The sequence below is a fragment of the Candidatus Methylomirabilota bacterium genome, assembly GCA_036001065.1.
GTDB lineage: Bacteria > Methylomirabilota > Methylomirabilia > Rokubacteriales > CSP1-6 > MNEF01.
This window is the reverse complement of sequence record DASYUQ010000123.1, coordinates 31,119-49,775: the sequence shown is the minus strand read 5'-3', so window position 1 is coordinate 49,775 and position 18,657 is coordinate 31,119. Positions and strand designations below refer to the sequence as shown.

The window sequence follows — 18,657 nt, the reverse complement described above, 5'->3', positions numbered from 1 at the left end:
ACGACCGTGGCCGGAGCGCCCGGGAGAGCCCGAGCAGACCCTTCGGCATGAAGAGCACGATGAGGATCAGCACGAGGCCGATCACGATGAAGTACCACTGCACGTACGACGAGATCTTCTCCTGGAGCACGACGAAAAACGCGCCGCCGACGATGGGCCCGACGAGCGTGCCGATGCCGCCGATCATCACCATGATGAGGAACTCGCCGGAGATGGACCAGTGCATGAGGTCGGGCGTGGCGTAGCCCGCGCGGCCGGGGTAGAGCGCGCCCGCCAGACCCGCCAGCAGCGCCGAGATCACACAGACCCCCCTCTTGTAGCGCTGGACGTTGTAGCCGAGGAAGCGCGCGCGGTCCTCGTTCTCGCGGATGGCGACCAGCACCCGGCCGAAGTGGGAGCCGACGAGCACGCGGCAGGCGGCGTAGGCCAGGGCCAGATACGCGAGGATCAGGTAGTAGTTGCGCTGGGGGGTGTCGATCGCCACGCCGGGCCAGAGGTGGGGGGCGGGCAGGCCCTGGATGCCGTCGGAGCCGCCGAAGGTCTGCGTGTAACGGAAGAAGGTGTAGACGACCTCGGCGAAGACGAGCGTCAGCAGGGCGAAGTAGATCCCCCGGCGGGTGGTGGCGAAGTAGGCGACGATCAGCGCGTAGAGCCCGACCACCAGCACGGCGAAGCCCAGGCAGAGCCAGAGCGAGAGCACGCCCCGCTCGAGCAGCACCGCCGTGGCGTAGGCCCCGAGCCCGAAGAAGGCGGCGTGGCCGAACGAGACCAGGCCCGTATAGCCCATCAGGAGGTCGAGGCTCATGGCCACCGCGCCGAAGAGGAGCGCGTCGAAGGCGAGCAGCATGTAGTACTTCGTCATGAAGGGCGTTAGCGGCAGCGCCGCCAGCGCCGCCAAGACCACCAGGGCGGGCCAGGACCGGGCGCTACTCAAGCACGCCCGCCCGGCCGAAGAAGCCGCGGGGCCGCACGATCAGCACGAGGATCATGATGCCGAAGATGGCGATGGCCACCCGCTGCGGGTTCATCCAGAGGGTGAGCAGGCTCTGGGCGATGCCGATCACGAAGGCCGCGACGACGGAACCACCCAGCGAGCCCATGCCCCCCAGGATCACCACGATGAACGCCAGCAGGATCATCTCGACCCCCATCTGCGGGTAGACGGTGAAGACGGGGGCTAGCAGCAGCCCGGCCAGCGCCGCCAGGGCGGCCGAGCCGGCGAACGTGAGCGTGAACACGCGCGGCACGTTGACGCCGAGCCCGTCCAACATCTCCGCGTCCTGGACGGCCGCCCGCACGACGACACCGGCGCGCGTCTTGGTGAAGAAGAGCCAGATGGCCACCAGCAGCACCGACGCGATCGCCAGCAGGAAGAGGCGGTAGTTCGGGTACGTCATGCCGAGCAGCGGCGTCGAGCCGGTGATGGGCGGCAGGATCCGCCGCATGTCGCCGCCCCATACCTGGCGGGCGCCCTCGCGGAACACCAGGGCCAGGCCGAAGGTCAGGATGAGGCCGTAGAGCGGCTGGCGACGGTAGAGAGGACGCAGGGTCGCGACCTCGGTGAGGGCCCCCAGCGCGCCGACGAGCAGGGGAGCGAGGATCAGGGCCACCCAGAACGAATGCGTGACCCCGATCACCGCGATCCCCGCGTAGGCGCCCAGCATGTACAGCTCGCCGTGGGCGAAGTTCATCACGCCCAACAGCCCGAAGATCACGGTCAGGCCCAGCGCCAGCAGCCCCAGCGCCGCCCCGAACACGAGGCCGTGCAGGAGCTGCGGCAGCAGGACCGCGATCAGATAGTCCACGCCAGTGGTGGCTCCAGGCTTCCGCGGAGGATATCATGGACTTGGCGCGGCCGACCACGAGCCCCGAGCGTATCCGGCGCGAGACTTGTCGAGTTCAGGCGGATCGCTAGCGTTTGAGGTAACAGCGCCTCTTATGAGAACGGGACATGATTGACGCGCAAGTTCTGACCTTCGCGTTGGTGGCCGCGGCCCTGACGCTGAGTCCCGGAGCCGATACGATGTTGGTCGTGCGTAACGTCCTGCGAGGAGGACGTCACGATGGCGTGGTCACGACGTTCGGCATTTGTTCGGGCCTCTTCGTCCCGCCCGCCGCGGACTTTTCTCCACGGCAGGCGGGACATCGGGCCCATCTCGCCGGCGCGGCGCCGATCAGTTCTTCTTCTTGATCTCCCAGGTGAAGCCTTCCACCGGGTCCCGGCCGACCATCGGCGAGCCGATGGTGTCGGGGCCGGCCACGACGGCGATGGGGATGTTCTTGCCACCCTTCACCTGATAGAGGTGCATGTCCATCACGACCTGGTGGTCTTCCTTGCGGATGCACTGGCGGCCGACGTGCGTCCCCTCCAGGCACATGCCCTCCAGGGCCGCGGCCACCTTGTCGGCGTCGAAGCTCTTGACCTTCTCGACGGCCGTCGCCCAGAACATCAGGCCGTCGTAGGCGCCGGCCATGATGTTGGCGTCGACGCCGAACTTCCTTTTGAACTTGGCGTTGAACGCCTGCATGTTCTTGTCCGGGTTGTAGGCCGAGAAGTGGGCGAGCTGGACGAAACCCTCCATGGGCTCGGCGATGGCCGGCAAATCTTGTTGCAGCAGGAAGCAGTCGATGCCCGCCAGCCTGTACTTCTTGGTCATGCCGAAGGAGTGGAGCTGGGTCATGAGGCGCAGCGAGTCGGTGCCGGCGAAGGCCAGGAAAATGACCTCCGGACTCTTGGCGTTGATGTCGCCGAACCACGGGCTGAAGTCCTTGGTGTCCAGCGGCGCCCCCGCCACGCCGACCACCTCGCCCCCGAGCTTCTCGATGGCCGTCTTGAACTGGCGGCCGTCCGATTGCCCCATGGCGTAGTCGGTGTAGAAGATGTAGACGCGCTTGCCCATCTTGGCGAGGATGTACTTGGCCAGGCCGTTGGCCTGCATCCGCGAGTCGGGCTGGTTGGAGAAGTAGTACTTGTGGAACTTGGTCGTGCGCATGAACTCCGCGCACGACACCGCGTTCCAGTGGATCACCTTGTGCTTCTTGGTGACGTCCATCACCGCCATGGTGGCGCCGCTGGAAACGGCGCCCACCAGCAGCTTCACGTCGTCCTGGAGGATCAGCTTCTCGGCCTTGCGCACCGACGGCGCCGGCTTGGTGTCGTCGTCCTCCACGATGACCTCGATCTTGTGGCCGAGGACACCGCCCCGGGCGTTCAGCTCCTCCACCGCCAGCTGGATGGCCATCGACTGGTACTTGCCGTAGCCCTCGAAGACGCCGACCTTGGAGCCCAGGTCGCCGATCTTGACCACCTTCGGCCCCTCGGCCGGGACCAGAGCCCTCGTCCCGCCGAGCACGGCCACCGCCAGGGTGAGTGCGAGCAGCGATTTGACTCTCATGAGTCCCTCCTTGCTGACGTTGACGACGCTTCGATCACGCCCGAGCAGAGCCGGGCGATTTGCTTGAGGGGGGCGCGCATCGTGTCGGGATTGGGCGGGGCCCTCTTCACCGACTCCTCGGCATCCTCGAAGGCCAGGCGGATCGCCGTCGCCGCCTTGGCGTCGTGCTGGGTGACGGCGAAATCGACGAGGTTGTAGTAGCGCCAGATGGCCTCCAGGAACTTCCGGCCGGTGGCCGCGCGAACCTCCAGGGGGGCGCCGGCCTCGGCGAGCTGGCGGTCGGCCTCCAGGGCCAGATCGCGGATCAGGGCGACGAAGAACACCATGAGCCCGCGCTCGGCCGCGGCCGGATTGCCGGCCTGGAGGGCCGCCCGGATCGCCGCGTCGAGGCCGGGCGGCAGCGCGGCGGCCTGGGCGCGTAGCTCCCGGCGCAGGGCTCCCGTCTCGTAGAGCCGCCGGGCCACGTCGAACTTGCGCGCCTGCAGCGAGAACTTGAGCTGCTTGAAGTTCGTGGAGATCTCGTTGTCGCGGGGCGTCCAGGTCCCCACGTGATGCGCCGCCGCCGGCGCCACCAGCGCCACCAGCGCCGCCAGCAGGGCCACGGCCAGGCCGAACGTCATCGCCGCACCAACCTCAGCGCCAGGACGCCGGTGAGCATCCACAGGGCCACGATCGCGGCGCCCCCGAACGGGATCCATACGATCCACTCGGCCAGCGTCTTGCCGCGCTCGATGCCGTAGAAAGGGATGAGCGCGCTCCAGAGCAGGTAGCCCAAGGGATAGCCCGCTCCTCCCACCGTGATCAGCAGGACGATCGCCCGCCGGAGCGCGCCGCCTCGGACCAGCGTCGTGGCCACCATCGTGGTGACGATGATGATCGTGCCCATGCCCTCGGCGTGCAGGTGAAACAGGCGGAGCCCCGCGTCGAACTTCACCAGCGCCTCGTCCAGGATCTGCTCGTCGACGTCCCGGACGCCGACCAACCCGTGCGTGTCGGGGCGCGCCAGCATCGCCCCCCGCGCCCCGCGGGCGAGCTCCAGCTTGAACCTGACCATCGAGGCCCCGCCCACCTCCGCGCAGGCGATGATGAGGACCGCGATCAGGAGCACGGGAACGGGCGGCACGAGCCATGACTCGCCCCGGGCCTCCGTCATGCCGCGCGCGAGTGCCGGCGCCCCAGCACTATGACGAGCCCGACCAGCGCCAGGATGACGGCGCTCCCGAGCGGCGTCAGCACGTACTGCTCGGCCAGCGCCGTGCCCGCGTCGCGTCCCGCCTCCAGCACGGCCACGGCGTAGACGAGGTAGCCGAGCGGGAACAGAGCGCCCAGTGTGAAGAGCGCGTAGAGGAGGGCGCGCATTCGCCGCCAGGGAACGGTGGTCGCGGCCAGGGTGCCGGCCAGCAGGATCACGGGGCCGAGCCCTTCGGCGTGCGTGTGCAGGAACGACAGCCCGGCCTCGGCCGTGAAGACGGCGCGCGATGTCACCTCGGCGTCGTACTCCGCCGCCCCCACCAACCCGTGGGCGGGGGCATTGGCCTTCACCCGCGCCCGGGCGTAGCGCTCGGTCTGCGGGCGCAGCTGCGACATGACGGCGCCGGCGGTCTCGCCGAGCGCGATCATGAGGACCGCGACGAAGACGAGCGCGAGGGGAGGTCGTCTCACGGGCCCCGCTCCCAGTGGGGGGCCGACATTAGCATCCCCGAGGGCCGCTTGTCATCACGCTACTTGCGTGGGTAGTGCCTCAGTGGGCAGCTGTAATTCGCCGCAGGCGGTGAGCCGCGCCGGCAGTTCCGGCACGAATGGCTGTAGGCGCTTGGCCCCCATCTGCCCGGCCGCTTCCCACAGCACGCGGGCCGCCGTCGCGACCGCCGGGCCATACTGCCGCGGGCGGCCGACCGCGCGCCGTCCCGTCCGCCGGCGTGGCGCGTTCGCTAACCGTCGGCTCACGGCTTTGCGGTGATAGCCGGTGACGGCGACGATCTCGTCCAGAAGTGCGCTCCGCTCGGTGCGCGGTAACACCTGGTACCGGCACCGCTGGGCGCCCAGGTACTCCCGGATGCTCGCTCGGGTCACGGTTACCCCCCTTTCGGTCGGTAACCGTACTTCTGCGGCGGACCCCCTTTCTCCGGTAACCATAATTTTGAGGCGACGCGGCGGCTTGACAACCCGCGCGGCGCTGTCTAGCCTCGGACGTTACCGCATGAGCTCCCAGCGCTGGGTCGGCCGCTCCATGAAGCGCGTCGAGGACGCGCGCCTGCTGACGGGACGCGGGACGTTCATCGACGACCACCCGCCCGTCGCCAACCTCTATCACGCGGCGATCGTCCGCTCGCCCCACGCCCACGCGCGGATTCTCGGCTACGACGTGGCCGCGGCGCGGGCCAGGGAGGGCGTGGCGGGCGTGGTCACCGGCGAGGACGTGGCCAGGGCCACCAAGCCCTTTTCGGTCGGCGTCACCGCGCCCGTCCACTACTACTGCGCCGCCACCGACCGGGCGCGGTTCGCGGGGGAGCCGGTGGCCGTGGTCGTCGCCCGCGACCGTTACCTGGCCGAGGACGCGGCGGAGGCGGTCGTCGTCCGGTACGAGCCACTGCCCGTCGTGCTCGACCCCGAGCGCGCCCTCGATCCCGACGCGCCCCTGCTGCACGAGGCCGTCGGCTCCAACCTGGCGGGCCACCGGCGACTGGTCTACGGCGATCCCGATCGCGCCTTCGCGGAGGCGGACGTGGTCATCGCCGAGCGCTTCAAGTTCCCCAAGTACGGCTCGACGCCGATCGAGACCTACGGCATCATCGCCCGCTGGGACCCGCTCGACGGCGTGCTGACGGTGTGGTCCAACTTCATGGGGCCGTTCATCATGCACCCCCTGACGGCCCGCGTGCTGGGGCTGCCGGAGAACCGGCTGCGCTTCATCGTGCCGTCGGACATCGGTGGCTCCTTCGGCATCAAGACGAGCATCTACCCCTACATCGCGCTGATCGGGCTCAGCGCGATGAAGACGGGTGTTCCCGTGAAGTGGATCGAGGACCGCCGCGAGCACCTGCTGGCCTCCTCCAGCGGCACCGACCGCATCGCCTATCGCGAGGTGGCCGCCCGCCAGGACGGCACGGTCCTGGGCATGCGCTTCAAGTGGTTCGACAATGTCGGCGGCTACATCCGCAGTCCGGAGCCCGGCTGCAGTTTCCGCCCCACGGGTAATTTCGTCGGTCCCTACCGATTCCAGGATCTCGAAGTCGATGCGTCGGTGGTGATGACCAACAAGAGCCTCACCGGGCCCAACCGCGGCTACGCCTGCGGGCACCTCTACTTCGAGACCGAGCGGATGATGGACCTGCTGGCCGAGAAGCTGGGCCTCGATCCCGCCGAGGTCCGACGGCGCAATCTCCTCCGGCGGGAGCAGTTCCCCTACCGGACGCCGACCGGTGGCCTCTACGACAGCGGCGATTACCCCGCCGCCCTGGCCAAGGCGCTGGAGATGGCGAAGTACGAGGAGCTGCGGAAGGAACAAGCCAAGCGGCGCGCCGCCGGCCGCTATTTTGGGATTGGCCTGGCGCTGGCCGTCGATCCCTCGGTCTCGAACATGGGCTACGTAGCGACCGCGCTCGATCCGCAGTTTCGCGCCAAGCCCGAGTACCTGCCCAAGTCCGGGGCGGTGGACTCGGCCACGATCAAGATCGACCCGCTGGGGCGCGCCATCGCGATCCTGGGCACGACGCCGCAGGGCCAGGGGCACCAGACCATCGTCACCCAGATCGTCGCCGACGAGCTGGGCCTGCGGCCGGAGGACATCACCGTCGTGGACGAGATGGACACGTTCACGCGCGTGTGGTCGATCTCCTCGGGCACCTACTCGAGCCGGTTCGGCTCCGTCGGCACCAGCGCCGTGGCGCTGGCCGCGCGCAAGCTCAAGGCCAAGCTCCTGGAGTACGCGGCGCACCTGATGGACGTCCAACCCGACCAGGTCGAGTTCCGCGACGGCGCCGTGCGCGTGAAGAGCGGCCAGGGGCCTTCGTACTCCATCAAGGACCTGGCCGGGCGCGCCCACTGGCACACGGAATCGCTGCCCGAGGGCATGGAGCCGGGGCTCCAGGCCACGGCGGTCTTCGGCTTCAGCGTTTCCAAGGCGGTCGACGCGGAGGATCGCGTGAACTCCTCCAACACCTACGGCTTTATCGCCGAGGTGATGGCCGTGGAGGTCGATCCCGAGACGGCGGCGATCGAGATTCTCAAGTACGTCACCGTCCACGACGCCGGCACCATCATCAACCCCATGATCGCCGAGGGGCAGATCTACGGCGGGGCCCTCCACGGGTTGGGCGGCGCGCTCTACGAAGAGCTCCGCTACGACGACCACGGCCAGCTCCTCACCGCCACCTTCATGGACTACCTGGTGCCCACGGCCAGCGAGGCGCCGGTGATCGAGATCGCCCACGTCGTCTCCCCCTCGCCGCTGACGCCGCTCGGCTCCAAGGGCCTGGGCGAGTCCAGCTCGATGACGGTGCCCGCGGTCATCGCCAATGCGGTGAGCGATGCGCTGGCGCCGCTCGGCGTGAGAATCAGCGAGCTGCCGATGACGCCGACGCGGCTGTGGGAGCTGATCCAGGAGGCGAGGGCGAAGCAGAAGATATGAAGCCGCCGAGGTTCGACTACCACGCTCCCACCAGCGTCGACGAGGCCCTGAGCCTGCTCGGGCGTTACGGGGGCGACGCCAAGCTCCTGGCCGGCGGCCAGAGCCTCATGCCGCTGCTGAACTTCCGCCTGAGCCGCCCGGCCGCGCTGATCGACCTCAACCGCATCCCCGCCCTCGCCTATATGAAGGAGGCGGACGGGCAGGTGAGGTTCGGGGCGATGACGCGCCAGCGCGCCGTGGAGTTCTCCCCGGTCGTGCAGGCACGGCTGCCGCTGCTCCAGGAGGCCACCCGCTGGGTCGGTCACCTGCCGATCCGGACGCGCGGCACCATCGGCGGCTCGATCGCGCACGCCGACCCCTCGGCCGAATATCCGGCCGTGCTCGTCGCGCTGGAGGGCGAGGTCGTCGTCCGCGGCCCCGGGGGCGAGCGGACGCTGCGCCCCCAGCAGCTCTTCCGGACCTACCTGACGACCGGCCTGGAGGCCGACGAGATCCTGACCGAGGTCCGCCTGCCCGCCATGCCGGCCGGCGCGGGGTACGCGTTCGAGGAGTTCGCGCGCCGCCACGGCGACTTCGCGATCGTGGGCATCGCGGCGATGGTGGTCGTCGAGGGCCGGCACTGCCGGAAGGCCCGGCTGGCCACGGCGGGAGCCGGCCCGGTGCCGGTTCGGCTCCGCGCGGCGGAGGAGATCCTCGAGAAGGACGGCGTCGGGGACGCAGCCATCGACGCCGCGGCGCAGAGCGCGGGGGAGCTGGTGGAGCCCGACTCCGACATCCACGCCTCGGCGGACTACCGGCGACATCTGACCCGCGTGCTGACGGCGCGCGCGCTCCGGCGGGCTGTCGTGCGAGCCGCAGGACGGCCGGGGGCTGGGGTCCCCGCGTCCGAGGCGAGCCTATGAAAATGACGGACGGAGTCACGGTGCGCCTGACCGTGAACGGGGCGGCCCGCGAAGGGCGCTGCGAGCCCCGCAAGCTGCTGGTGGACTTCCTGCGCGAGGACCTCGGGTTGACGGGCACGCACGTCGGCTGCGAGCACGGCATCTGCGGCGCCTGCACGATCATGCTCAACGGCGAGGCGGCGCGCTCGTGCATCATGCTCGCCGTTCAGGCGGACGGCGCGGAGATCATGACCGTCGAGGGGCTCGCGCAAGACGGCCAGCTCCATCCGCTCCAGGAGGCGTTCCGCGAGCACCATGGCCTGCAGTGCGGCTTCTGCACGCCCGGAATGCTCATGACGGCGCTCGACTTCCTGCGCGTCCACCCCGACCCGACGGAGGCGGAGATCCGCGAGGGGATCTCGGCCGTGCTGTGCCGCTGCACCGGCTACCAGGGGATCATCAACGCCGTGAAGGCCGCCGCGCCCGTCCTCCGCCGCCCGCGCTGATGTCGAGCTATCTCGAGCCCGAGATCGAGACCGCCTCCCGCAGGATGCTGGGGCGGCTGCAGGAAGAGCGCCTGCGGGCCCAGGTCCGGCATGCCTACACCAGCAGCCCCTTCTACCGCCGCAAGCTCGACGCTGCCGGCATCCAGCCCGAACAGATCAAGACCCTGGCGGACCTCCAGCGCCTGCCCTTCACGACCAAGGACGAGCTGAAGCAGGACCAGGCCGAGCACCCGTTGTGGGGCACGCTGCTGGCCGTCCCCTTCGAGCAATGCCTGCGCGTGCACATGACCTCGGCCACCACCGGCCGGCCGCTGGCCTTTCTCGACACCCGAGAGGACTGGTACGGCTTCTATCATTCCTACGCCCGCTCCCTCTACGCCTTCGGCGTGCGCCAGGCCGACGTGGTGATGGCCGCGTTCTCCTACGGCCCCTGGATCGGCTACTGGTCGGGCTTCTACGCCGCCCAGGATCTGGGGGCGCTGGTCTATCCGGCCGGCGGCCTCTCGACGGAGCAGCGTATCGACACGCTCCGCGCGTACCCGATCACCGTGCTGGGCTGCACGCCCTCCTACGCGCTCTTCCTGGCCGAGCAGGCGCAGAAGAAGGGGATCGACCTCGCCAAGGAGACGAAGATCCGGATCACCTGGCACACCGGCGAGCCCGGCGCGTCCATCCCCGCCACCAAGGCCAAGATCGAAGCGGCGTTCGGCGCCCGGGCCTTCGACCTGCCCGGGCTCACCGAGATCGCCGCTTGGGGCTTCGAGTGCGACGCGCGGGCCGGCCTCACCCACGTGCACGAGGACTACTGCTATCCGGAAGTCCTCGACGAGCACGACCGGCCGGTGCGGCCCGGCCAGCGCGGCGAGCTGGTCTTCACGAGCCTCTACCGCAAGGCGATGCCGCTCATCCGCTACCGCACGCGCGACATCGTCCAGCTGGCCGACCGCCCCTGTCCCTGCGGACGGACGCTGGTGGCCTTCGAGGGTGGCGTGCTGGCGCGCCTGGACGACATGAAGAAGGTGCGGGGGATCATCGTCTACCCGCGCCGCATCGAAGAGATCGTGCGGGCGCGGCCGGGCGTGGACGAGTTCCAGATCGTCTTCCGCCGCGTCGAGGGTCTCGACGACATCCTGGTGCGCGTGGACCCGGCGCCGAGCCTGGCGCTCGACGAGCGCACGTGGCTGGCCGGGGCGCTGGCCGACGATTTGCGCGTGGGCCTGGGCATCCGCGTCAACGTGGAGACGACCGAGCCCGGTGGCCTGCCGCGCTGGGACCACAAGGCCCGGCGTGTCCTCGACGAGCGCAGCGAGGTCCCATTCTGACCTGTGCGGTCGAGCGCCGGCTTGGCCGGCGCAATCGAATCCTGGGGGAGGTCTCGGAGGGGGCCGTCGCGCCCCTGCGGGCGCGCCTGTGAAGTCGCCCCCTCCGAATGAAATGATCGGCGCGCCGCTGCGGCGCCGCGAAGACGTCCGCTTCCTCACCGGACAGGCCCGTTACGTGGCCGACCTCGAGCTGCCGCGCATGCTGCACGTGGCCTTTCTCCGCAGCCCCCACGCCCACGCGCGCCTCGTCGGGATCGACGCGGCCCGGGCCCGCGGCGTGCCGGGCGTGGCCGCGTGCCTGACGGGAGAGGAGCTCCACCGCCACGTTCGCCCGCTCCGGGCGCCCTCGCGGATGAAGGACTACCGGCCGACCGACTTCCCCGCGCTCGCCCTCGGCAAGGTCCGCCACGCCGGCGAGGCCGTGGCGGCGGTCGTTGCGGAGAGCCGCTACGACGCCGAGGACGCCGTCGACTTGATCGAGGTGGAGTACGCGCCGCTCCCCGCCGTCGCCGAAGTCGGCGTGGCGATGGCCGAGGGGAGCCCGCTGGTGCACGAGGACGCCGGCAGCAACGTGCTCCTCTCGCGCGCGTTCGGGCAAGGCGACGTGGAGACGGCGCTCCGGGGGGCCACGGCGGTCGTCGGCGATCGCTTCCGGTTCCATCGCCATGCCGGCGTGGCCCTGGAGAACCGCGCCTGTCTGGCCGGCTTCGACGCCGGCAATGGAGCCCTGACGCTCTGGACGTCGACGCAGATCCCCGGCATCGTGCGCGACGCCCTGGCCGAGCTGCTGGCGCTCCCTGCCCAGAGCGTGCGCGTCGTGGCGCCCGACGTGGGCGGCGGCTTCGGGGTGAAGACTGTGCTCTACCCGGAGGAGATCACGGTCGCGGTGCTGGCGCGCCGGCTCGGCCGGCCGGTCAAGTGGGTCGGTGACCGGCGCGAAGATCTGCTCAGCAGCACGCAGGCCTGGGACGAGGTCATCGACGCCGAGCTGGCCCTCGACGCCGACGGCGCCATCCGCGGTCTCCGCGCGCAGGTCGTGGCCGACATCGGCGCCTACTCGATCTATCCGTGGACGGCGAGCATCGAGGTGATCCAGGTCGTGTCGTTTCTGCCGGGGCCGTACCGCGTGCCGCACTATCGCGCCCAGGCCTTCGGCGTGGCCACCAACAAGGCGCCAATGGGCCCCTACCGCGGCGTCGGGCGGCCGGTGTCGGTCTTCGTGATGGAGGCGCTGCTCGACCGCGCCGGCCGGCGGCTCGGCATCGACCCGCTGGAGGTCCGACGGCGCAACGTGATCCGCCCGGACGAGCTGCCCTATCGCTCGCCGTCGGGGATCGTGTGGGACAGCGGCTCCTTCGCCGAGTGTCTCGAGCGCGCCGCCGAGGTCGCCGGCTACACCGGGCTCCGCGAGGAGCAGGAGCGCGGGCGGGCGGTGGGGCGCCGGCTCGGCATCGGGCTGGGGTCCTACGTCGAGCTGACGGGCGTGGGCTCGGCCATTCCCGTCTCACCGGGCGCCGACATCGCGACGGGGACAGAGGGCGCGACCATCCGGGTGGAGCCGGGCGGAGGCGTGACGGCGATCTTCGGGCTGGCCTGCCACGGTCAGGGCCACGAGACGTCGCTCGCCCAGGTGGTGGCCGCCGAGCTCGGCGTGAAGGTGGACGACGTGCGCGTGCTTCACGGCGACACCGGGCTCAGCCCCCATGGCACCGGGACCTACGCCAGCCGCAGCGCCGTGCTGGGTGGGGGCGCCGCCATTCTCGCCGCGCGCGCCGTGCGCGACAAGGCCCTCGCCATCGCGGCCCATCAGCTGGAGGCCAGCGCGGGGGATCTGGAGATCGCCACAGGCGTGATCGGCGTGCGCGGCGTGCCCGACCGCGCCTTGACGCTCGCCCAGGTGGCGGCGGCCGCCTATGCGGGAACGAAGCGCTTGCCGAAGGGGGTGGAGCCGGGGCTGGAGGCGACACGCTTCTATGACCCGTACTTCGGCACCGCCTCCAACGCCACGCACCTGGCCGTGGTCGAGGTGGATCCTGCGACCTGCGCCGTGCGCGTGCTCCGCTACGTGGTGGTCGAAGACTGCGGTCGGATCATCAACCCGCTGATCGTGGAGGGGCAAGCCATCGGCGGCGTCGTCCAGGGCATCGGGGCCGCGCTGCTGGAGGAGCTCGTCTACGCCGCCGACGGCCAGCTTCTCACCGGCACTCTGATGGACTACCTCGTGCCCACGGCGGGCGACGTGCCGGCGATCGAGGTCCACCACGTGGAGCGGCCCTCGCCGACCACGCTGGGCGGCTTCAAGGGCGTGGGGGAAGGGGGAACTATCGGTGCCCCGGCCGCCGTCGCCAACGCCGTGGCCGACGCCCTGGCGCCGCTGGGGATCGAGATCACCGAGCTGCCGGTCACCGGCGAGCGGCTGTTCCGGCTCCTGGCCGCACGGCGCTGAGGGCTGCGACGTCCTTCTGGCGTTACTCCGCCCGCCGCGCCGTGGGACCCCTGAGGGCCGCCGCCGCGCGCTGCTCGGCGATGCGGAGCGCTTCCCGGAGGCTTTCCTCGTAGATCTTCAGCCACCGTACGCCGAGCGGAGACTCGGAGAATTGCGCGTCCTCGGCCAGCTCCTCGTCGGTGAGGCTCCGGTAGGCGAACAGCATCATGGTCACCGCGTAGAACCGCGCCCATTCTTCATTGCGGGGCCGGGTGTCGTCCTCTTCGCCGTTGCGAAAGCGCCCCGTCGACGTCTTGAGCGGGGAGAGCACCCGCGCCATGCTCGCGCGGACGGCGCGGGCCATCTCGACCTGGAACTGCGCGACCTGGCGCTCGCGCTCAAGCCGCTGGATGAGGGCGATGCGGGCGGCGGGCGGGGGAGCGTCGGGCAGCTTGGAGACGAACGTCCGGTACTCCTGCTGGCGCGCCGGCGCGGTCAGCTCGGCCTGGAGCTCCGTGATCTTCCGGGAGAGAGGCGCGCGCAACCAGGCCAGCAGCGGCGCCACGTCGTCGGGCTCGACGGTCCGGAGGAGCACCTGGGCGGCCGTGGCGGCCAGCGCGTCCCGGCGAAACGCCTGCGTCAGCGCAGCCCACGCCGCGTCCGGCTGGCTGATCCGCCACCGGTACCGTCCGAACTCACCCCGCCCCGAGTTCGCCAGGTAATCGATCCAGTGATCGAGCCCGGAGAGGTTCATGATCTCCCGGACGGGTATCCCCGGCGCCACGACCTCGGGGCGCTCAGGCTCGGACGGGAGCGCCGACGACACTGCCGGTGGGCCTGACGGCTCGGGATTCGCGGGCGGCGCCGGCGCAGGCCGCGGCGCGGGCACTGGCTCCCTCGCTGGCTCGGGGCGGATGGGCTCGCTCGGGCGGCCCGCCGGTGGGCTCGCCTGCTCTACCGGCTTCGCCGCGCCCGGCGGGGGCTGGTCGGAGTAATGCACGTTCCCCTGCTCGTCCACCCAGCGGTGCGGCTTGCCGTGGGCGCCATCCTGGGCCACGAGCACGGCGGCGGTCACGAGGCCGAAGAGGAGCGCCCGACGCGTCATGGCTGAACCGCCTGCTCGAGCGCCGCCGCTTCGTTCGGCTGACCGTGCTGGCGCAGCCCTTTGGCGATCAGCAGCACCCACTCTCGGTCACTGGGGTAGGCGCGAAGATGCGCCTCCGCGTGGACCCGTAGCTCCTTCCAGCGCTGCTGCTCGGCGAGCGTGCTGATCAGCCACTTCCTGAGGCCGGCGGCGGTGGGCACGGCCTCCAAGACCTGCTCGGTCTGGCGAGCCTGATCTCGCGCCACCGTGACGACCCACGGGAATCCGAGGAAGCCGGCGCGCACCTCGACGCGCACGGGCAGGCCCGGGAGCGCGCGTTCGCGCCGGGGCTGGTCGCGCTGGGCGATCAGCAGCACGCGCTCGACCTGACCGGGCTCCGTCCAGGAGCGGACGTCCGCCCAGCTGATCTGTCCGAGCCCGAAGGGGCCGGTGACCCCCGACACGGCGACGATCTCCGAGCGGTGCTCGACAGCCGGCGACGTGTCGAGGACGCTGTTGGCGGCGAGCGCGCCGACGGCCACGCAGTAGAGGACGAGCATGGTGACCGCCACGCGGTCGAGCGCGCGGGCCAGGCCGCGGGCCGGTCCCCACCGGAAGACGCGATCGCCGACGCGCAGGACCAGCACCCACGCCAGCACGGCCACGCCGGCGGCGAAGAGCGCCAGCAGCACGTGGCCGGAGAGCTCGCCGGCGACGCCGAACACGCGTTGAACGACCGGGTTGCGCATCGGAGTCAGCGCGATCATCCGGAAGATCGGCGCGAGAAGGCTCACGATGATCAGGTTCACCACGAGGAGAAAGATGAAGTTCTCCGCGTGGCCGGCCAGGGGCCGCACGAAGGAGGGCAGCGTGGCCGTGAAGACCCGCCCCACCACGACGAGCACGCTCACCGCCGAGAGCGCCAGCCCCAGCGCCACGGCGAGGAGGAAGCGAGGGCCCGGCAGGCGATAGGTGAACAGGATGCAGGTAAAGTAGAACGTCAGCGCGGAGAGGACCGCGGCCGTGAGGACCCGTATGGAAACGATCCGGCCGACGAAGCCCCGGGACATCATCGTCCGTTCCGGCTCGGCCTGAGCTCGGTCGCCAGGCGCTTGTGCGTCGACGCCCGCTCGCGGTCGCCGAGCGCCTCGGCGGCGCGGGCCAGGCGCTCGTGCGCGCCGGCGAAGCTGGGATCGCGATCGATCGCCTCTTGCATGAGGGCCGCCATGGTGCGGGCGTCGCCGAACCAGGTCATCACGACCCGCTCGACCGGCGCCAGATAGAAGGGATCGGTCGGCGCCGCCGCGAATGCCGCGCGGATCATGCGGTACTCGAGGGCCGGCTCGTGGAGCCGGCCGGCCTCCACCGCGGCCCAGCGGTACGCCTCGGCGTGCCGGGCGTCGATGGCGATCGCCCGCTGCATGGCCCCCAGCGCCGCGACGTACTCGCCGCGCTTGTCGTGGACGATGCCGATCGTCAGGTAGGCGTCGGCCGGGCGATCGCCGGCCGCGATCGCCTGCCGGGCGTAGGTCATGGCGACGAGCCCGCTGGCCTCATCGAAGATGCGCAGGTAGCGATGGAGATGGGCGAGCAGGCACAGAGGCCTCAGGCCCGGGGGCTCGGCGGCGAGGTCGCCGGCGATCTCCAAGAACCGGGACAGCAGGGTGTCGCGGGTGCCCGCGGTGTTGTGGCGCAGGGCCCGGTTGATCGCGTCGATCGCGCGGCCGTGATCGCCGGCGCGGGCGGAGGCGACGGCCGAGAGCAGGAGCGCGTCGACATGGTCGGGTTGGCGGGCCAGAATCTCACCGAAGTGGACGAGTGCCTGGGGGAACTGCCCCCGCTCGAGCTCGATCTCGCCGAGCGTCACGCGTGGCTCCACCGCCGCGGGAACGAGCATCAGAGTGGTGGTGGCGCGGCGCTGGGCCAGCGCCAGGTCGCCCGCGCGCAGGGCCCAGAAGCCCGACTGATCATTGTTGTAGTCGCCCCACACGTGGCCGCGTTGCCCCTGGCGATAGGCCCGCGCGGCCTGGCCATGCTGCCCGCGGAGATAGAGCGCCAGCGCCCGCGGGGTCCGGTAGAGCGCGCTGCCCATCTGGCTCAGGCGCTGGTAGGCGACGCCCCAGCCCACCATGAGCGCGATGGCCAGCACCAGCATCGTCAGGCGGCGCATATCCGCTTCACGTCCTTCCAGTCGCGGTCGGGCAGCAGCTTCACCGGCGGTCCCGCGCTTCGCGCCAGCGCGCGGAGCGCGGCCACGCGGTCCTGGCTGGGCGGGTGAGTGGAGAGGTAGCGCCACATGCCGTTCGGCGCCGCGCGCTCGAGCGGGTGGAGGGTCCGCTCGAAGAAGGCGATCATGCCGGCGGGATCGACGCGCGCCTGGAGAAGCAGGCGCATGCCCTCGGCGTCCGCTTCCTTCTCGGCGCGGCGGCTGTAGTTGAGGGCACCGACGACGCGCGCCCCCTCCAGCGCGAAGGTCACGATGCCGCTGACGTCGCCGGCGATCGCCGCGACCATCAGCCCCGTGGAGGCGTGCTGGATGATCGCGCGCGTCGTGTGGCGCTGGAGGATGTGCTGCACCTCGTGGGCCAGGACGCCGGCCAGCATCTCCGGGCTGTCGGTCATCTCCAGGAGCCCGCGCAGGACCACGATCTGTCCGCCGGGCAGCGCCAGGGCATTCACGTCCGGGCGGTCCACGACGGCGACGCGCAGCCGATAGGGCCCGGCCCCCCGCACCTGCGTCAGCCGGGCCAGGATGCTGTCGATGGCCCGCTGGCGGTCGGGGTTCTGGCAGCGATGCTCGGGCTCCACCAGCCGCGCGAAGACCTCGTCGCCCAGCCGCGCCTCCCACGCCACCGGGACGAACCGGGTGGCGACGCCGGCCGCCGCGGGAATGCCCCAGCGATAGAGGACGGCGACGAGGCCGATGGCGGCGAGCCCGGCGGCCAGCGTCAGGGGCGTTCGGAGGAGTCGCCACCGTGGGTTGTGAAAGCGCCCGCGCCGCGCGGTTGCCGCCGCCCGCACCGCCGTGATGAACGCGACGTCCGGCATGATGAGCGCCTCGGACATCTCGCCTCCGCGCTCGAGGCGGACCGGCTCTCCCGCGTAATGGCCCTGCGTCTGGCGAATCTGGGAAAACAGCCAGCGGCGCGTCACACCGTCCTCGGTCGTGATCTCGAGCCCGGTCGATGCCACGCGGACCGTCGCCCGGCACCGTTGCGCGCTCTGGCCGTCCAGGTAGTGCCCCTGCCAGGTCATAGATCGGAGAGGGCGCCTTCACAGGCGCGCCCGCAGGGCGCGACGGCCCCCTCCGAGGCCTCCCCCAGCGCCGATTGCGCCGGCGAAGCCGGCGCTCGAAGGAGCAGGGTCGGCGCGCGATGCCGCATTTTGGTCGACACAGGATGGGTCATCCGAGATCCAGGTCGGCCTCGAAGAGGCTCAGCAGCCCTTCGCCGGTGGCCGTGGCTCCCTCGGCTTGCTGCCGGATCGCGTCCAGGTCGAGGGCGCCCTCGAGCATCACGTGCCGGCAATTGAAGCGCGCGGTGCGGATCATGGCGAACGGCCAGCCCAGACCGAGGGTGACGATGATCACCAGGAGATTGCCCAGCTTGAGCCGGAGCAGGCGCCCCCCGGTGACGGTGGACCGGAAGCGGGCGCCCAGGAACGAGGTGCGCTCCCAGAAGTACCGGCGCTTGGCGGCGGCGAACCAGAACCAGGCGAAGCCGAACGTCGGCAGCGTCAGGAGGGCGGCGTAGAGGAAGCTCACCAGGAGGTCGCGCCCGTGACCGTCGAAGTCGAACTTCGCCGTGCCGAAGTACGAGTGCCGCATCATGAACGCGTGGTTGCGCGTGGCAAAGACCGGGTAGTAGAGGCCCAGCGTCACCACCGCCAGCAGCGAGCCGACCACGAACACCCGCACGAACTCGGCGGTGCGCCCGCGGAAGGAGAAGTGGATGCCCCGCCACGAGGACCGGCTCAGCCGGTAGCGCCGGGCCCCGGCGCGCGCCACCGGGATCAGCACCAGCACCAGCGCGTAGGCTGCTAGCGACGTCGCCACCGTGACGGGGGTGCTGGCGTCCAGGATCTGCGGGACGTAATTGAGGGCGGTCAAGGGGATTCCGAAGACGATCACGGCCTTGATGAAGCCGAGCAGCAGCTCGGTGCCGCGCCCGTGGAACGTGAAGCGATCGCCCTCGAACTCCGCCTGGCCGAAGACGTATCGCCGCACGCGCACCTTCGCCCAGAAGTAGTAGATGCCCAGCGTGACCAGGGTGAGGAAGACGTTGACGATGTGGATACCGAAGAGCGACCAGCCCCGGCCGTGGAAGACCAGGCGATGTCCCGTGGCGGCGCCCGTCGCCCGCACCGGGCTCGCGACGTCGTCGGTCGCGACTGAGGCGTTTTCCCCATTCGACGG

At 70.7% G+C, this 18,657-nt stretch carries 18 protein-coding genes; 6 read left to right on the top strand and 12 right to left on the bottom strand.

The annotated features are described in order from the left end of the window. A partial coding sequence (locus tag VGV13_12005) for a branched-chain amino acid ABC transporter permease (protein ID HEV8641814.1) occupies window positions 1-934 on the bottom strand: 934 nt, incomplete at its 3' end. Next, window positions 927-1,805, bottom strand: a complete 879-nt coding sequence (locus VGV13_12000; GenBank protein HEV8641813.1) for a branched-chain amino acid ABC transporter permease — start codon at window positions 1,803-1,805, stop codon at window positions 927-929. The genes VGV13_12000 and VGV13_12005, both read right to left, overlap by 8 nt. 146 nt (window positions 1,806-1,951) lie before the next feature. Between VGV13_12000 and VGV13_11995 the strand changes: the two genes are divergently transcribed. Further along, complete coding sequence (locus VGV13_11995) at window positions 1,952-2,191, top strand: hypothetical protein (GenBank protein HEV8641812.1); 240 nt, start codon at window positions 1,952-1,954, stop codon at window positions 2,189-2,191. Here VGV13_11995 and VGV13_11990 read toward each other — a convergent pair. The 5 genes from VGV13_11990 to VGV13_11970 are packed head-to-tail and all read right to left on the bottom strand — an operon-like array spanning window position 2,175 to window position 5,468. After that, complete coding sequence (locus tag VGV13_11990) at window positions 2,175-3,395, bottom strand: ABC transporter substrate-binding protein (protein HEV8641811.1); 1,221 nt, start codon at window positions 3,393-3,395, stop codon at window positions 2,175-2,177. The two genes, VGV13_11995 and VGV13_11990, sit on opposite strands and share 17 nt — an antisense overlap. After that, window positions 3,392-4,015: a hypothetical protein gene (locus VGV13_11985; GenBank protein ID HEV8641810.1), complete on the bottom strand. Its 624-nt coding sequence runs from the start codon at window positions 4,013-4,015 to the stop codon at window positions 3,392-3,394. Before VGV13_11985 ends, VGV13_11990 begins: the two co-directional genes overlap by 4 nt. After that, window positions 4,012-4,548: a hypothetical protein gene (locus VGV13_11980; GenBank protein ID HEV8641809.1), complete on the bottom strand. Its 537-nt coding sequence runs from the start codon at window positions 4,546-4,548 to the stop codon at window positions 4,012-4,014. Before VGV13_11980 ends, VGV13_11985 begins: the two co-directional genes overlap by 4 nt. Next, on the bottom strand, window positions 4,545-5,057 hold the full coding sequence (locus tag VGV13_11975) for a hypothetical protein (protein ID HEV8641808.1): 513 nt from the start codon (window positions 5,055-5,057) through the stop codon (window positions 4,545-4,547). Before VGV13_11975 ends, VGV13_11980 begins: the two co-directional genes overlap by 4 nt. A 54-nt stretch (window positions 5,058-5,111) precedes the next feature. After that, window positions 5,112-5,468, bottom strand: coding sequence for a hypothetical protein (locus tag VGV13_11970; GenBank protein HEV8641807.1), 357 nt, complete (start codon window positions 5,466-5,468; stop codon window positions 5,112-5,114). A gap of 127 nt (window positions 5,469-5,595) precedes the next feature. Between VGV13_11970 and VGV13_11965 the strand changes: the two genes are divergently transcribed. The 5 genes from VGV13_11965 (at window position 5,596) to VGV13_11945 (ending at window position 13,180) form a co-directional block, all read left to right on the top strand. Further along, window positions 5,596-8,025 carry a xanthine dehydrogenase family protein molybdopterin-binding subunit gene (locus VGV13_11965; protein HEV8641806.1) on the top strand — a complete coding sequence of 810 codons (2,430 nt, stop codon included), beginning with the start codon at window positions 5,596-5,598 and terminating at the stop codon, window positions 8,023-8,025. Further along, window positions 8,022-8,927, top strand: a complete 906-nt coding sequence (locus VGV13_11960; GenBank protein ID HEV8641805.1) for a xanthine dehydrogenase family protein subunit M — start codon at window positions 8,022-8,024, stop codon at window positions 8,925-8,927. The genes VGV13_11965 and VGV13_11960 overlap by 4 nt, the downstream gene beginning before the upstream one ends. 2 nt (window positions 8,928-8,929) lie before the next feature. After that, window positions 8,930-9,412, top strand: coding sequence for a (2Fe-2S)-binding protein (locus VGV13_11955; protein ID HEV8641804.1), 483 nt, complete (start codon window positions 8,930-8,932; stop codon window positions 9,410-9,412). Continuing rightward, window positions 9,412-10,734, top strand: coding sequence for a phenylacetate--CoA ligase (locus VGV13_11950; protein ID HEV8641803.1), 1,323 nt, complete (start codon window positions 9,412-9,414; stop codon window positions 10,732-10,734). The genes VGV13_11955 and VGV13_11950 overlap by 1 nt, the downstream gene beginning before the upstream one ends. 112 nt (window positions 10,735-10,846) lie before the next feature. Next, complete coding sequence (locus tag VGV13_11945) at window positions 10,847-13,180, top strand: xanthine dehydrogenase family protein molybdopterin-binding subunit (protein ID HEV8641802.1); 2,334 nt, start codon at window positions 10,847-10,849, stop codon at window positions 13,178-13,180. Window positions 13,181-13,202: 22 nt separating this feature from the next. Here the strand turns inward: VGV13_11945 and VGV13_11940 are convergent, their stop codons facing one another. From VGV13_11940 to VGV13_11920, 5 genes are all read right to left on the bottom strand, one after another. Next, window positions 13,203-14,264, bottom strand: a complete 1,062-nt coding sequence (locus tag VGV13_11940; protein HEV8641801.1) for a DUF4124 domain-containing protein — start codon at window positions 14,262-14,264, stop codon at window positions 13,203-13,205. After that, complete coding sequence (locus VGV13_11935) at window positions 14,261-15,316, bottom strand: hypothetical protein (GenBank protein ID HEV8641800.1); 1,056 nt, start codon at window positions 15,314-15,316, stop codon at window positions 14,261-14,263. Before VGV13_11935 ends, VGV13_11940 begins: the two co-directional genes overlap by 4 nt. Continuing rightward, entirely contained in the window at window positions 15,313-16,413 is a 1,101-nt protein-coding gene (locus VGV13_11930; protein ID HEV8641799.1) for a tetratricopeptide repeat protein, read from the bottom strand. The genes VGV13_11935 and VGV13_11930 overlap by 4 nt, the downstream gene beginning before the upstream one ends. Continuing rightward, window positions 16,401-17,498, bottom strand: a complete 1,098-nt coding sequence (locus tag VGV13_11925) for a M48 family metallopeptidase (protein ID HEV8641798.1) — start codon at window positions 17,496-17,498, stop codon at window positions 16,401-16,403. The genes VGV13_11930 and VGV13_11925 overlap by 13 nt, the downstream gene beginning before the upstream one ends. A gap of 148 nt (window positions 17,499-17,646) precedes the next feature. Then, window positions 17,647-18,606 (bottom strand): YjgN family protein, encoded by a 960-nt coding sequence (locus tag VGV13_11920; GenBank protein ID HEV8641797.1) that lies wholly within the window; start codon window positions 18,604-18,606, stop codon window positions 17,647-17,649. Between the last annotated feature and the right edge of the window lie 51 nt (window positions 18,607-18,657).

Coding starts and splice junctions, on each gene's coding strand:
- VGV13_11995 (HEV8641812.1), top strand. CDS start 1,952: ATGATTGACGCGCAAGTTCTGACCTTCGCGTTGGTGGCCGCGGCCCTG.
- VGV13_11990 (HEV8641811.1), bottom strand. CDS start 3,395: ATGAGAGTCAAATCGCTGCTCGCACTCACCCTGGCGGTGGCCGTGCTC.
- VGV13_11985 (HEV8641810.1), bottom strand. CDS start 4,015: ATGACGTTCGGCCTGGCCGTGGCCCTGCTGGCGGCGCTGGTGGCGCTG.
- VGV13_11980 (HEV8641809.1), bottom strand. CDS start 4,548: ATGACGGAGGCCCGGGGCGAGTCATGGCTCGTGCCGCCCGTTCCCGTG.
- VGV13_11965 (HEV8641806.1), top strand. CDS start 5,596: ATGAGCTCCCAGCGCTGGGTCGGCCGCTCCATGAAGCGCGTCGAGGAC.
- VGV13_11960 (HEV8641805.1), top strand. CDS start 8,022: ATGAAGCCGCCGAGGTTCGACTACCACGCTCCCACCAGCGTCGACGAG.
- VGV13_11955 (HEV8641804.1), top strand. CDS start 8,930: ATGACGGACGGAGTCACGGTGCGCCTGACCGTGAACGGGGCGGCCCGC.
- VGV13_11950 (HEV8641803.1), top strand. CDS start 9,412: ATGTCGAGCTATCTCGAGCCCGAGATCGAGACCGCCTCCCGCAGGATG.
- VGV13_11945 (HEV8641802.1), top strand. CDS start 10,847: ATGATCGGCGCGCCGCTGCGGCGCCGCGAAGACGTCCGCTTCCTCACC.
- VGV13_11940 (HEV8641801.1), bottom strand. CDS start 14,264: ATGACGCGTCGGGCGCTCCTCTTCGGCCTCGTGACCGCCGCCGTGCTC.
- VGV13_11935 (HEV8641800.1), bottom strand. CDS start 15,316: ATGATGTCCCGGGGCTTCGTCGGCCGGATCGTTTCCATACGGGTCCTC.
- VGV13_11930 (HEV8641799.1), bottom strand. CDS start 16,413: ATGCGCCGCCTGACGATGCTGGTGCTGGCCATCGCGCTCATGGTGGGC.
- VGV13_11925 (HEV8641798.1), bottom strand. CDS start 17,498: ATGACCTGGCAGGGGCACTACCTGGACGGCCAGAGCGCGCAACGGTGC.